Origin of the sequence: Mycoplasma sp. HS2188, from assembly GCF_025209835.1 — a bacterium.
Lineage (GTDB): Bacteria > Bacillota_I > Bacilli_A > Mycoplasmatales > Metamycoplasmataceae > Mycoplasmopsis.
Genome location: NZ_JAOAOI010000002.1, coordinates 52,439 through 66,736, shown reverse-complemented (window position 1 = coordinate 66,736; position 14,298 = coordinate 52,439). Strand labels below are relative to the sequence as shown.

General features: G+C 30.6%; 11 protein-coding genes. 4 read left to right on the top strand and 7 right to left on the bottom strand.

The window, feature by feature from the left end; all coding sequences use genetic code 4:
* Window positions 1-55 precede the first annotated feature (55 nt).
* The 3 genes from N1F73_RS03970 to N1F73_RS01200 form a co-directional block, all read right to left on the bottom strand.
* Window positions 56-571 (bottom strand): ABC transporter permease subunit, encoded by a 516-nt coding sequence (locus tag N1F73_RS03970; RefSeq protein ID WP_396888589.1) that lies wholly within the window; start codon window positions 569-571, stop codon window positions 56-58.
* A gap of 280 nt (window positions 572-851) precedes the next feature.
* Window positions 852-1,829 carry a sugar ABC transporter permease gene (locus N1F73_RS01205; RefSeq protein WP_260359560.1) on the bottom strand — a complete coding sequence of 326 codons (978 nt, stop codon included), beginning with the start codon at window positions 1,827-1,829 and terminating at the stop codon, window positions 852-854.
* Window positions 1,816-3,051, bottom strand: coding sequence for an ABC transporter ATP-binding protein (locus tag N1F73_RS01200; RefSeq protein WP_259289913.1), 1,236 nt, complete (start codon window positions 3,049-3,051; stop codon window positions 1,816-1,818). Before N1F73_RS01200 ends, N1F73_RS01205 begins: the two co-directional genes overlap by 14 nt.
* 156 nt (window positions 3,052-3,207) lie before the next feature.
* On the opposite strand from N1F73_RS01200, the gene mnmG reads away from it, so the two are divergent.
* The 4 genes from mnmG (at window position 3,208) to N1F73_RS01180 (ending at window position 8,388) form a co-directional block, all read left to right on the top strand.
* Window positions 3,208-5,043 carry a tRNA uridine-5-carboxymethylaminomethyl(34) synthesis enzyme MnmG gene (mnmG, locus tag N1F73_RS01195; RefSeq protein ID WP_260359559.1) on the top strand — a complete coding sequence of 612 codons (1,836 nt, stop codon included), beginning with the start codon at window positions 3,208-3,210 and terminating at the stop codon, window positions 5,041-5,043.
* Window positions 5,030-5,476 carry a 23S rRNA (pseudouridine(1915)-N(3))-methyltransferase RlmH gene (locus N1F73_RS01190; protein WP_260359556.1) on the top strand — a complete coding sequence of 149 codons (447 nt, stop codon included), beginning with the start codon at window positions 5,030-5,032 and terminating at the stop codon, window positions 5,474-5,476. The genes mnmG and N1F73_RS01190 overlap by 14 nt, the downstream gene beginning before the upstream one ends.
* Before the next feature lie 126 nt (window positions 5,477-5,602).
* The gene (locus N1F73_RS01185; RefSeq protein WP_260359554.1) at window positions 5,603-7,015 is read left to right on the top strand and encodes an HAD family acid phosphatase; all 1,413 of its coding nucleotides are present in this window, start codon (window positions 5,603-5,605) and stop codon (window positions 7,013-7,015) included.
* Between the two features lie 101 nt (window positions 7,016-7,116).
* Window positions 7,117-8,388, top strand: coding sequence for an HAD family acid phosphatase (locus N1F73_RS01180; RefSeq protein WP_260359553.1), 1,272 nt, complete (start codon window positions 7,117-7,119; stop codon window positions 8,386-8,388).
* A gap of 63 nt (window positions 8,389-8,451) precedes the next feature.
* Here the strand turns inward: N1F73_RS01180 and ftsH are convergent, their stop codons facing one another.
* The 4 genes from ftsH to N1F73_RS01160 are packed head-to-tail and all read right to left on the bottom strand — an operon-like array spanning window position 8,452 to window position 14,179.
* Window positions 8,452-10,506: an ATP-dependent zinc metalloprotease FtsH gene (gene ftsH / locus N1F73_RS01175; protein ID WP_259289918.1), complete on the bottom strand. Its 2,055-nt coding sequence runs from the start codon at window positions 10,504-10,506 to the stop codon at window positions 8,452-8,454.
* A 55-nt stretch (window positions 10,507-10,561) separates the two neighbouring features.
* Window positions 10,562-11,437, bottom strand: a complete 876-nt coding sequence (gene tilS / locus N1F73_RS01170) for a tRNA lysidine(34) synthetase TilS (protein WP_260359550.1) — start codon at window positions 11,435-11,437, stop codon at window positions 10,562-10,564.
* Window positions 11,424-11,978, bottom strand: coding sequence for an aminoacyl-tRNA hydrolase (gene pth / locus N1F73_RS01165; protein WP_259289920.1), 555 nt, complete (start codon window positions 11,976-11,978; stop codon window positions 11,424-11,426). Before pth ends, tilS begins: the two co-directional genes overlap by 14 nt.
* Complete coding sequence (locus N1F73_RS01160) at window positions 11,978-14,179, bottom strand: ATP-dependent RecD-like DNA helicase (RefSeq protein ID WP_260359547.1); 2,202 nt, start codon at window positions 14,177-14,179, stop codon at window positions 11,978-11,980. Before N1F73_RS01160 ends, pth begins: the two co-directional genes overlap by 1 nt.
* Between the last annotated feature and the right edge of the window lie 119 nt (window positions 14,180-14,298).

Sequence of the window (14,298 nt, the reverse complement as noted above, 5' to 3'; positions counted from 1 at the left end):
ATTTATAGACAATATAGTTTAAAGAAAAAATGAGTCTATATTGACTCATTTTGGATTAATATCTTTGATTTATTTTTTTAGAAAATATTGAATAAATTGTTAGTGGAACTAGAACTGTAATAAATGAACCTGCTGCTTGCAAATTACCTAAAACACCTGCTTGATAAACCCCGACATTAATGTATCAAATTGTCAAATTGGTTAGTTTTGTATCTTTAGTAATAAAATCTGGTCATAGATAATCATTTCAGGTGCCGATAAAAGTAAAGATAATAAGTAGAAAATATGCGAGTTGAAGTTTAGGACGATAAACATATCAAATTTTTTCATATCATTTTAAATTGTCATTTATCATTAATTTTCTTCTTTCTAGTGATGTGGCTTTTGCAACATTGAACACATATGTGAAAGTGAAAAAATTAAATATCGAATTTGAAACAGCGCTAAAAACAGTTCCTCTTAAATTTAGTCTACCTAATTGGGTTGCTAAAGCTAAATAAATTGAAAATTCTGGTATTAAACTAATTAATAAGAAAAAATATTGAAAAACTTTTTGAAATGACGTTTTCATTTTTAATAAGCCAGCGATTGCAAACGAGAAAACAAAAATTCGCAGCATAATTAATATCGTTGAAAATAAAAAAGTATATCCGAGTGCGATAAAAAATTCCTTGCCTATAACAGACTTAAAGTTTGTTCAACTCCATTCCTTGACAAAAATATAGATCTTACCTTCTATATATGAAGGGCTCGATAGCAGTGCGTATAGCAATAAATAATAAAGGGGAAATAAAAATAAAAATAACAAGAAGATAATTAATATATATTTAAATATTTCTTTACTGATGTTTTTAAACATTTTTAACTCCTCTCGTTTTGTTTTTTCTGATTAGTGCAATAATTTTATTTTTAAATCAAATCAACGAAGATGGTTGCACAATAATAGCTAACAATAATAACGAAAGTAAGTAAATAAAACTGAAAAATGCGGCCGCATAACCTTTTTCATATTTTAGTGATGGTTGCGAACCACCACCAAAATACTTAATAGTATAACTAGTCAAGGTGTGAGCTTTATTAATGTCAAAATTATAATTTGCTCCCAAAATTGCTTCTGGTAAAAATAAGCCCGCATATATAAAATTAGTAAACAAAATGGCAAACATAACTTTATTTAGTTCTGGGACATAAACATATTTGATTTTGTTAATTAAAGATATTTTATCTGTTCGCATTAATCGGAAATATTTGGCGTTAGCTTTATTGATTGCAGCAGCAAATAAAATCAAATTAAATGGCAAGGAGCGTCAAACCTGAAACAATGTGTAATAAACTCAAATAGGAGTTTTGTGGCTACCGGATGTGAATGCGTATTGCTCTAAATTAAAGAGTCTAAAGAAAACTCTCTTTTCGCCAAAGAAAAGTGAAAAAGCAAGACCGACAGCAAATGACGAGATAAAAAATTGTGAATATAAAATTCCTAAAACTGCCGTTTTTGCTTTTTTATGAATCAATGATTCAATAATAACAGCAAAAAATAGGGCAAGAATTATTGAAATGCCAGTCCCTAACAATAAAACCGCACTTGTGTTTTGAATTGCGGCTTTAAAGCCAGTATCATTCAACACACTTTGATAGTTTTTAAAATTTATTTCAATAATTTTATGATTGCTTTTGTAAGGATAATATTTTAAAGACTTAAAAAACGTTTCGCCAATAGGTATTAATGTGAACAATAAAACCAATATAAGTAAAGGCGATACTAAAATAATGATTTTGGAAATGCTTCATGTTTTACTTTTGAAGATTTCTAATTTAGATTTTTTCACTATAAACCCTTTCGCCATCAGCATCAAAAACCAAAACATCCGAGTTTAAGTATTTAACATTTACTCTCTGACCAATAGCATATTCCTCGTCGTCTTTTAGAACAACTACTCATGTATTATTTTCATCAACTTCAATTCAATAATGAATAGTATCACCAAAATGTTTACTGTCAATTATTCGATATTTACCGTTCTTCACTGCCTTCAATTGCATTTTATTTTGTCTTATGTAATAATGCAGTCCATTTTTTGTTTCAATGAAATTTATTTCAGGTGAACCAATAAATTTAGCAACAAATAAATTGGCTGGATTATCATACATATTTTTGCCGTCGCTATATTGTTGTAATTGACCTTTGTTTAGCAAAATAATTCGGTCGCTAATTTTCAATGCATCGTGTTGATCGTGTGTAACAATAACAATAGTTAAATTGAATTCCTTGCGAATTTTCAATAATCATTCAATAGTTGATTCTTTAATTTTGGCATCTAATGCACTAAAAGGTTCATCCATAAACACTAAATTTGTTCGCTTAATGATCCCTTTTGCAAACGCAACTCTTTGTTTTTGACCACCACTTAAATCATTTACATTTTTGTACAGTATTTCTTTAATTCCTAGCTTTTCAGCAACTTCTTCTACGTCGTTTTTGAAAAGGTTTTTTAACCTTAAATCTCTTAACATTCGCATGCGATCTTTAAATTTCATTGCTTTGAAATTAAATAAAATTTGCCAGATGATTTTAAAATAACGTATTTTTTTTACAATAGGTTTTATTCCAGGACTAACCAATGCGTTTGCATAACGTCAGTACGCACTCAGTAGTTTATAGTTAATATTTTCACTGAAATATTTATCAAAATACTTAACTCGAACACTTTCAATTCATTTTTGATAATTTTTAGCACTTAAAAAAATATTGTCAAAAGCCGTGATGTTTTCGTATATTGCATTTTCTTGCATAATATAGGCTGTTTCGTGTATTTTTGGATTATTTCTAATGATTATTTCGCCATCAGTAGGCTTTAAAAAACCTAAAAATAAATTAAGTAATGTTGTTTTACCAGAACCTGATGGACCAAGCAATGAAACAATTTTATTGCTTGGTATTTTCAGCTCATCTATTCTTATATCATCGTGTTGTTGTTTACGATTGTATTTAAATTTTAAGTTTTTAACAGAAATCAAAGGATAATTGTCTTTAAAGTTATCTTTTTTCATAATATAAAATTATAAACTATATATCAATAATGCGTTTAGTTGAGTTATTTTTATCTAAAATATTTGTTTTTACTTTTACTAAAAAAAGTGTTTTTTCGGTAAAAAATGTCTTTTTTCTTTATTTTTAAAAAACTCTTTTGTAATAAAATAAAAATTATGAATAATAATAAAAAATACGATGCAATTGTTGTTGGCGGAGGGCACGCAGGGCTAGAAGCTGCGTTTGCTTTAGCACATCAAAAACATAAAACATTGCTAATTTCATTTAATAAAAATAGACTAGGAATGATGCCATGTAACCCTTCAATAGGTGGGCCGGCAAAAGGTATAATTACCCGTGAAATCGATGCATTGGGAGGAATGCAAGGACTATGAGCTGACTTGGCGACTATACAACTAAAAATGTTGAATAAATCAAAAGGGCCAGCCGTGTGAGCACTAAGAGCTCAAATCGATAAAGAAAAATATTCACAAATCATCAGTGAATATGTAGAAAAAGAAGAATTCCTTGACCTACTTGAAGCTGGTGTTGAAGAAATACTTACTGAAGATAATAAATTTATTGGTGTTAAATTAGAAAACGGCGAAATCATAAATGCATCAGTGTGTGTAATTACCACTGGAACATATATGGATTCAAGAATCTTGCGTGGTAGCGAAACAACCAAAAGTGGTCCAGATAACGAAAAAACCACATCGCAACTCAGTGAATCATTGAGAAAAAACGGTTTTAAACTACAAAGACTTAAAACAGGAACACCTCCACGAATTTGATCAGACTCAATAAATTATGACGAAGTAGAGCAAGAAGTTCTTGAAGATATTAATTTAAGTTTTTCTTCAAGATCTAACGTTAACACACCTTCACAAATAGCTTGCCATTTGACATATACAAACGCAGAAACACACAAAATTATCAATGAAAATCTTCAATTAAGTGCAATGTATTCAGGTTTAATCGAAGGTATTGGTCCTAGATATTGTCCTTCGATAGAAGACAAAATTGTTAAATTTTCTTCTAAACCTAGACACCAAATATTTTTTGAACCAGAAACTGCGGACGGAACAATAACCTATGTTAACGGCTTATCAACTTCTCTACCGATTGAAATACAAGATAAAATTATTAGAACCATTCCCGGTTTAAAAAATGCTCGTGTTCAAAAATGAGCATATGCTATTGAATATGATGCAATTGATCCCTTACAGTTAAAACCTTCTTTAGAAACAAAAGTTATAGAAAATTTATTCACAGCTGGGCAAATTAACGGTACTAGCGGTTATGAAGAAGCTGCTGGTCAAGGGTTAATTGCAGGTATTAATGCAGGTTTAAAATTAGATAATAAAGAACCAATAACAATACTGAGAAATCACGGATATTTAGGTGTTTTAATTGATGATTTAGTGACAAAAGGTACAAAAGAACCATACAGAATGTTGACTTCTAGAGCTGAATATAGACTGTTATTGCGTAATGATAATGCCGATATTAGATTAGCGGAATACGGGCTATACGCAGGAACACTAAATCAAGATGATTACACAAAAGTTATTGATAAATACAAAAAAATTGATGATGAAATTGAAAGACTGCAAAACACATATTTATCATCAAAATCCGAAATTGCTATTAAATACAAAATTTTTGATGGTGTTACCTTACTAAAAGTATTGTCGCGCCCTGATGTTGATATCGATGATATTATCCCTGATTTTGAATTCAAAAGAGAATTGACAATTATGGTTAGACTTCACGGCTATATTGAAAAACAAAAAAACGACGCCGACAAAATGGTTCGTCTAGAAAACTTAAAAATTCCGAGAGATATTAACTATGACGATGTTAAAAATATCGCTACGGAAGCAAAACAAAAATTGTCAAGTGTTAGACCGCTAACAATAGGACAAGCGAGTCGGATTAGTGGTATAAACCCTTCAGATATACAAATGTTGATGTTTTACATTGAAAGCAGACACAGTGAAAAAAATTAAAATAATTGCTGTTGGTTCACTTTCACCTGATTTTAAAAAACTTTTTTTACACTACGAAAAACGAATTTCGCAATATTACTCAGTAAATATAAGTGAAATTAAAGAGTTTAGTGAAGAAAAAAATATAGAAACTAAAAAATTAAAAGAAACAAAATTAATAATTCAGACAATTCCTGAAGATTCATATGTAATTTTATGTTCTCTTAAAGGAAAACATTTAGATTCAGTCAAATTCAGTCAACTCATTGAAAATAAAAGTAATTTAACCTTTATTATCGGCGGTTCTGACGGGATGATAGAAGATATGATAAACGCTAATGAAAAAATTATTTTTTCGCAAATGACTTTCCCGCATCAACTTTTCCGTGTTATGTTGTCTGAGCAAATTTACCGTGCCGCAACAATCCTAAATAATAAAAAGTATCATAAATAATTATGATATTTTTTATGAAACAAAACAAAAAACTCAAAAAAACTACAATTTTGTTTATGTATTTAAGGAAAAAGGTTGATAAAAATATATAATTTAAGTGTTCATTTAATTGAATAAGGAGTTTATATGAAAAAAAATAAATTGTGATTATTATCTGCAGGAGCCTTAGCACTTGTTCCTGCGTCAGTCGTTTCATGTCAAAATGACAAAAAAGTAGAAGAACCAAAACAAAAAAATGAAACAACTGAACAAAAAATTACACGATTATTAGGTGAGTTAACTACACTTCAACCTGAAGAAAGAATTAAAGTTGCAACACAATTAGGTTTAGATGACTCTCAAATGGCTAAATTATTAGAAAGTTTCGTATACCAAGCTGGTGCTGCAAGTGCTGTGGCTTGATATATGAAATCAGCCGAAAATAGATTACAAGCTGAACAAGCATATAAATTAGCTACTATTGCTTTTGATAACATTAAAGCTAAACACGCTGACAGCGACCATTTAGATTACACAGCTTTACAACAAGACACAGGAATTGTAAATGATCCTGCTGCAGGTAAATATGTACCAGTTGTATTCATGGATATTGATGAAACAGTATTTGTTAACGAATACATGGAAGCTTACATGTTAAAAGGTTGAAAAAACGGTGACTGAATTGAAAAAGACAAAGATGCAGTGGATGCAAAAGGAAACAGAAGAGCAGTTCCAGGTGCTATCGACTTTATCAACCACGTTTTTAAAAACGGTGGAATCGTAATGTTTAACTCAGGTATTAGACAACAAGAAGCATCAATAGAAGGAATTAAGAAAAACTTAATTGCTGCTGGTGTTGAAGCAAAATATGTTCACGACTGAATGTTCTGATGTTCAGGTGTACAACCAGTTCTTTCAAATGAAAATGGAACAGTTAGATACGACAAAACACCTTGAAGAACAGCAATTAATAAATTCAAAACATTCTCAAAAGATGAAGAAGGTGAAAAAGCAAGCTTAAAACACCAAAAAGTAACATTTAAAAACGAAAGAATGAATGCTGTAAGTGATAACCCAGACGGTTGAGATTTTGCAGAAGCACAAAACGGTCAAGGCGGTCACCATGTAAAAACTAGAGTAATAATGAGAATCGGTGATGACTTTAACGATTTCTATGACGAAGCATACAAAAACCTAAAAAGTAACGACAAAAATGTTGAATTTGCTGAACAAGAAAAAGTTAAAAAACTATTTACAAACATTGACGGTGCACAAGGAATTAAAGTAACAGTAAACTACACAACTGAAGGCGATAAAAAAATTCCTGAAGTTATTATTACTGACTTAGACTGAAATCAATTTAACTTACAAGTTCCAGGTAATGCAATGTATGGTGGATGAAATAGAGGTTTAGGTTACGGTTCATTTACAAAACTATGAAAAGAAATCGAAAACATAGTTGAAAATTCATTAGACAACAAAGAAGACACACCAAGATATACTCCAACCACTACTCCTGCTCAACCAACTACACCAACAACTACAACAACAGGAGCTTAACAAACAAAAAAATCAGAAGCGTATGTCTTCTGATTTTTTGTCGCCCAAAGCATCAATTAAATATTTAGTATAATACCTTTGAATTTTCAAAGGAGAATATTATGAAAAAAAATTTTAAATTTATTTTAAGACTTTCAGCAATAAGTACTGTAATTCCTGGAATAACTGTTGCTTGCAATAACAGCAAAAGCACTCAAAAAAGCAATGTGAACACAGCTGACGAATTAAAACAAAAAATTGAATCGTTATCGAAAAATGATCAAATTAAATTGATTTCGAGCTTAAATTTAAGTGTTGACGAAAAAGCTGACTTAATTGCTAAATTAAATTCAGGCGCTGGAATTGTGGCCTCTCTAGTTTGATACATGAATTCAGCTGAGCAACGTTTAGCTTCTCTACAAGCATACGCATTAGCTACACAAGCATACGATAACCTAAAAACACAAAACATTGATGGTTTTGACTACACAAAAGTTAATTCAGACACAGGACTTGTAACTAATCCTGATGCAGGTAAAGCAATTCCTGTTGTGTTTATGGATATTGACGAAACAGTGTTTGTTAATGAATATACTGAAACAGCAGTAGTTTTAGAAAATGATGGTAGATTTATCGAAGATAAAAAAGATGCCGTGGATGCAAAAGGAAACAGAAGAGCTGTTGCAGGTGCTATCAACTTTATCAATCATGTTTTTGAAAACGGTGGAATTGTATTGTTTAACTCTGGTATTAGACAATTAGAAGCTTCTGTTGCTGGTATTAAGAAAAACCTAATCAAAGCTGGTGTAAAACCAGAATATGTTCATGACTGAATGTTCTGATGTTCAGGTGTAGAGCCAATCAGCTCAGTCGAGGGTGACACAATAACATACGATAAAACACCTTGAAGAACAGCGATTGAAAAATTCAAAAACGGAACAGCAAATAGCAAAGCGACATCTAAAAACCAAAGAATGAATGCTGTAAGCGACAATACAACTGGCTGAAACTTCAGTGAAGCTCAAACCGGTGCTGGTGGTGCTGTTGTTACAAAAGTTGTTATGAAAATCGGTGATGATTTCAATGATTTCTTTGACGATGCCTATAAACCAGAGAAAAAAAACTCAGTCAATGTCGAATGATCTAAAAAACCAGAAGTTGAAAACCTTTTCACCGACTTTAAAGGAACCGCAAAAGGTGTTAAAGTAACAAGAGAAGGTAAAAACGATGCTATTTTAACCGGACTAGATTGAAATCAAGTTTATGTTCAAGTTCCAGGTAACGCAATGTATGGTGGATGAACAAGAGAATACGGTTATGGCGCTTTCACAAAACTTTGAGCAGCTCTTAAAGACATAATTGCAAATTCACAAGATAATGTTGAAAGTGCATAATTCAACACTAACAATTGATTAACATAAAAAAATTGACGGGCTTCGTCAATTTTTTCAATTAAATTATTGTGTTATTTCTTCTGTTGAGTTTGCTTCTTTTAAAACATCGTCTATCGAAAGATTCTCAATGTTAAGTTCATCTTTTTGTTGAACTGGAGGCAATTTCATATTTTTAGCAATATATTCAATTTCTTCAGCAACAATTGTTTCTTTTTCTAATAAAGCAGTTTTAATTAATTCAAGTAATTCTTTGTTTTTGCTTATTACTTTGACAGCTCTATTTTTTGCATCTAACACAATTTTTCTTACTTCTAAATCAATTTCTTTAGCAATTTCAGGTGAAAATGTCGAAGATTTTAAATAATCTCTACCTAAGAATGGCGAGCCTTCATCAGCTTCGTATTGAATTGGACCTAAATCAGACATTCCTCATTCGGCAACCATTTTACGAGCAATTTTAGTTGCTTTTTGAATATCATCACTCGCACCGGTCGAAATGTTGTCGGCGCCGTAAATAATTTCTTCAGCTGCACGACCACCCATGAACGATGTAATCATTGAAATTAATTCATTGCGAGACATATTATATTTTTCATCTTCAGGGGTCATTAGGTTATATCCACCTGCTTGACCACGCGGGATTATTGTTATTTTTTGTACTTTATTACCACCAGGAACTTTGATTCCTACTACCGCATGACCAGCCTCGTGGTAAGCAACCATTGTTAATTCTTCTTTAGAAATAACTCTATTCTTTTTAGCAGGTCCAGCCATTACTCTATCGATTGCCTCATCAATATCTTCTAAAGTAATAACTTGATGATCGAACCTAACGGCCAATAAACTCGCTTCATTAATAACATTTTCTAATTGAGCACCTGAATAACCTGGTGTTCTTTTAGCAACATTAGACATTTTTACATTTGGTGAAATTCTTTTGCCTTTAGCGTGTAATTCTAGAATTTCTTCACGTTCTTTAACATCTGGCAAACCAACTGTAATTTGACGGTCGAAACGACCTGGTCTAATTAAAGCTGGGTCTAAAACATCAGTACGGTTTGTGGCAGCGAAGAATAACAACCCGTTATTTTCCTTCATACCGTCCATTTCAACAAGTAATTGGTTTAAGGTTTGCTCTCTTTCATCGTGACCACCACCTAAACCGGCTCCTCTTGTACGACCAATGGCATCAAGTTCATCGATAAATATGATAGCAGGTGCATTTTTACGAGCTTCAGCAACAACACTTCTTACACGTTTAGCTCCCAAACCAACATACATTTCAACAAAATTAGATGCAGAAATGAAATAAAATGGAACATTAGCTTCTCCGGCTGTAGCTTTAGCTAATAAAGTTTTACCCGTTCCGGGAGGACCACCTAATAGAATACCGTGTGGCATACGAGCGCCAGCTGTGGCATATTTTTTAGGATTTTTTAAATAGTCAACAATTTCCGATATTTCTTCAATAGCTTCTTTATTACCGGCAATATCACTGAATTTTTTATCACTTTTGATTTTTGTTGCAGGGTTTTTTTCTTCACCGATAACACCCATCATTCCGCCTGTGCCTCTAAATAATGGACGCATTAAGAATCAACCAATTAGTATGAATACTATTAGTGGTAATGTTGATTCTAAAATAATGTAAAGCAGAGGTGTTTGAGTAGATTTTTTAGTCGAAGTAATAACCGGTAGAACTAAATTAGATTGTTCTAGATGACTTCCTGCTTTATTTAAAGCTTCAAAAAGCGTGAAGGTTTTGTCTAATGGTAAACCAGCAGCTTGTTTAAACGAGCTAGGCGTATCCTTTGTTAAATCGACCAAATCACGGCCAACATTAACGCTGTATTTAAACTCTTCTCCTGCTTTAATCAAAGAATAAACTATTTTACCTTCATAAGTTTGTACATCAATGTTATTTACATATTGATTTGGGTCTTTGATTGACTGAGCTAATTGAGCATATCAGTCATTAATACCAATATTTTGGGGTGTAGGTTTGAATTTTTGAAACAACATATACCCAAGTAAACCAACTGCTAAAGCAACTATAATAGCAGTAATAACAATTCACGTTACATTCTTTTTAGGTTTGTTTTCGTTAGTATTATTCATATGTCTCCTTTCTTTTATTTACATATTTATATATTATATAGAATAATCAGGATTGCTAGTTTAGTAATTTTCCTGACTTTTTATTTATTCTTAAGTCTTTTTTCAATAAGTATGAAGATGTTCTGTTTTTAGATAAATATCATTCAATGATTGATTCTAGTTTTGAACTTGATAGTTTCACCTCATTGAAATGAGTGTGAATGTATTTATAGATCAGTCTTTTCTTATATTTTAATGATTGAAAAAAATCTTGAGTATAGAATGAATTTTTTCAATCATTGTATTCACGATCGACTTCATTTTTTTCAAAAGTTAACTGTTTATTTTTTTCAAGTATTGACTGATAGATATTTTCTTTTTCTTGTTTACTCAATGATCTGTTGTTGTCTCTTATTAAATTTCGTTTAAATTTCGTGTCAAAATTAGACTCATCAATACAGAATGGAATATTGTTTTTTTGAACCAATTCAACAATTTCTTCTTTGAAATATTTATTCACAAAAGGTCTATAAATATTCATATTTTTCAATAAATTTATTGATTTTATTCCTAAAAAATCAGGAAACCTATTGCTTTCAAGTTGCATTTGTGCAGTCTCAATAAAATCATCTTTGTGATGTCCTAAAATTAATAAATCACAATTATATTTAATGTATATACTCTTAAAAAAGTCATATCTTTGATTTCGTGCTCAATTTTCAAAATTTCCTTCAGCGTACTGCTTATCACACACAATTGATTCAAAAATAATATTGTTTTTTTGACAATATTTTTTAACTAACTCAATTTCAAAATCACTATTTTTTCTCGTTTTATAGTTAACACTCACAACAACTATATTGTCTATTCCATATTCATTCATGCACCAATTCAATAAAAACATTGAGTCAGGTCCACCACTAACGGCAATTACTTTTTTACTTGTTTTCACTATTGAATTTATCAATAACTGTCTTGATATCGTTAAACACAAAAGATAGTGCAGCGTCAGCAGCAACAGAACATACTTTTTCCATAATTCCAACTTCAATTGCTGAAAAATTACTCAAAACTCAATCTTTTAATTCAACATTTGTGTCTCTGCCTATACCAACTCTAAGTCTTTTAAAATCATTAGATGGATAATGTTGTAATACGCTTTTCACTCCGTTATGTCCACCGGCTGAGCCACCTATTTTTATTGCCGCTTGACCTAATTTATAATTCATTTCATCATAAATTATCATAATATCTGAGCTGTCTATTTTATAGAAATTAGATATAGCTTGAATGAAATCACCTGACTTATTCATGTAAGTTGATGGTTTAGCAATAATAAAACCATCACCAAGCCCAAATTTACCATTGAATTTATCTTTGTTTAATTTAATTCCTGTTTTTTCGATTAATTTATCTATAACCAAAAAACCAGCATTATGGCGAGTAAATTTATACTCATTACCTATGTTTCCAAGTCCTACGATTAGTTTCATTAAACACCTTCTTTCTTTAAAAATTCAGTTAAGGATGTGTGAATATTATTGTTTTTATGTTGTTGAATACGATAGTTATATTTTTGCATATCACCAAGTAAAACTAAATTACTTTGAGCTCGTGAAACGGCTGTATAGATTAATTTTGTGTCCAGCATTCTCTCAAATTCGTTTAAAACCCCAAAAATTACTGATTTAGATTCTGAACCTTGAAATTTGTGAACGGTTACAGCATAACCTAACGAGATATATTTATTGAATTGTTCTTTTTCATAAACAATTTCTTTGTATAAAAAGTCAACAGTTATTTTTTTACCATCAAATGATTTAATATACCCGATTTCGCCATTGTAAACATCTAACTCATAATCATTTTCGCCCTGTACAACCTTGTCTTTTAGATAAAAAATTTTAGGATTTTCAGTGCTTCCAAAGCTTCTGTATTCGACTTCATTGTCATTGTTAAAATTATTTGTTTTGTTTCATTTTTGTAATAATTTATTAATTTTCACAATACCATTTGGCGTGTTATTCATTGGCAGTAAAACAGCAACATTGTCGATACCAAATTCGTTGACTTTTTGTTGATATATTTCAACTAATTGCTTTTGAAAATCATATTCATTAGCCTCTGATATTTCTATAGGTTTTGATTTTTCGCTATATGAATATGTATTTTTCTCATTCAACTCAATACCGTGATTGTTTTTTACATTCAAAAAGTGGTCAGGAATTTCTTTGCTATCAGTTCTAAAAATTTCAATTAGTTTAGTCAATGGGAAAACATTTGAATCAACAAGATCGGCAAGAATATTACCTGGACCAATGCAAGGTAATTGATCAGCGTCCCCGACCAGTATTAATCTTTCAAGATTAGGAGAATTTTTTAAAACTAAATACAAAATATCAGTATTTACCATTGAAAATTCGTCTATTATCAGTAATTTATGTTCAAGTTCGGTTGAAGAAAAAGATAAATTTGTTTTAAGTGAATTGTCACCAATTTTAAAGAAACTATGAATTGTTTTAGCCTCAACATTTAATTTATTTTTAATGTTGATAGAAGCCCTTCCGGTCGGTGCTACAACAGCAATATCTGATTTTTTACGATAAATTTTGTTTTCTTTAAAAAAGTCAATAATTGCTTTGATGACATACGATTTACCAGTGCCAGGAAAACCAGAAATTATAGAAATTTTGTTACTTACCGCTTTGTCAAAAGCTTCTTGTTGTAACGGTGATAAAGAATTTAAGGTTAAATTATTTTTTGTGTTTGTTGATTTATTTTTTAAAGCTATTAAAGTTGCAGCAATGAATTTTTCTTTTTCACGCATTTTATATGTTGTAATCAATTTTAATTGCTCATCAAAGATAAGCTTATTGTCATTTATCAATGATTGAATTGCTTGATATAAATCAGCTTGGTTGTATACGGCTGATTTAGCTACTTGTTTTTCGATGTCGTTAATTGATACCAAAGTACTTCCGTTGTACATAATTTTTTCAATTGATGAGAAAACTAAGGCTTTTAGTCTTTCTTGTGACGTATCAAGCTCCAGCAAATGACACAACTTATCAATTTCGTCAAAAACATAATTATCATCAATAACAAGATTGTATGGATTATTTTGTGCAAAATAATCTAGTAAATTCAAATCAGGAAAATCCTTTTTCAAAACATCATAAAGTTTTTGTAAACCGTTTTTGACAAAAAAGGCATAACTTTTGTCTTTTAATTCATCAAAATATTTTGATAGCGATTCAAAAGTTGAGCTGGTGATTTTACTTTGAAAATATTCTGGCTCATTTTGAAATTTTTCTGGTCAATCTTCTCCAAATTTTTCATCTAATTTCTGAATTGTTCTTGGTCCGACACCTGGAACAGAGCGAGAAATTACTTTTTTAATTTCTAAAGATGTTCGTGGTTTTGCTATTTCTAAGGAAACCAAAATCTTGTTATTTTTGTAAGCTGCACTGTGATTATTTGTTAAAGTCACTTTATATGGAGTCATCAATTTAATTTTTTCTTTTTTAATATAAATTGTGATGTGTTTTCCTTCATCTGATTGAAAAGAAGCTAATGTATAACTTCAATCAACACTCTCTCCACCTGATAAAACTTTTTTAAATGATCCTATCACTTCTTCGGTCTTAATATTTTCGGTATTTTTGCTTTTATTAAATCTGTTATCGTAGTTCATATTTAACATTATATTAATTTTTAATTTTTTTGAAAAAATTAGAATATTTACCAAACAGCAACATATTTTTATAGTGTTCGTAATTAGTTTTTTTATGTGGATAACTCCGTTAATATTTA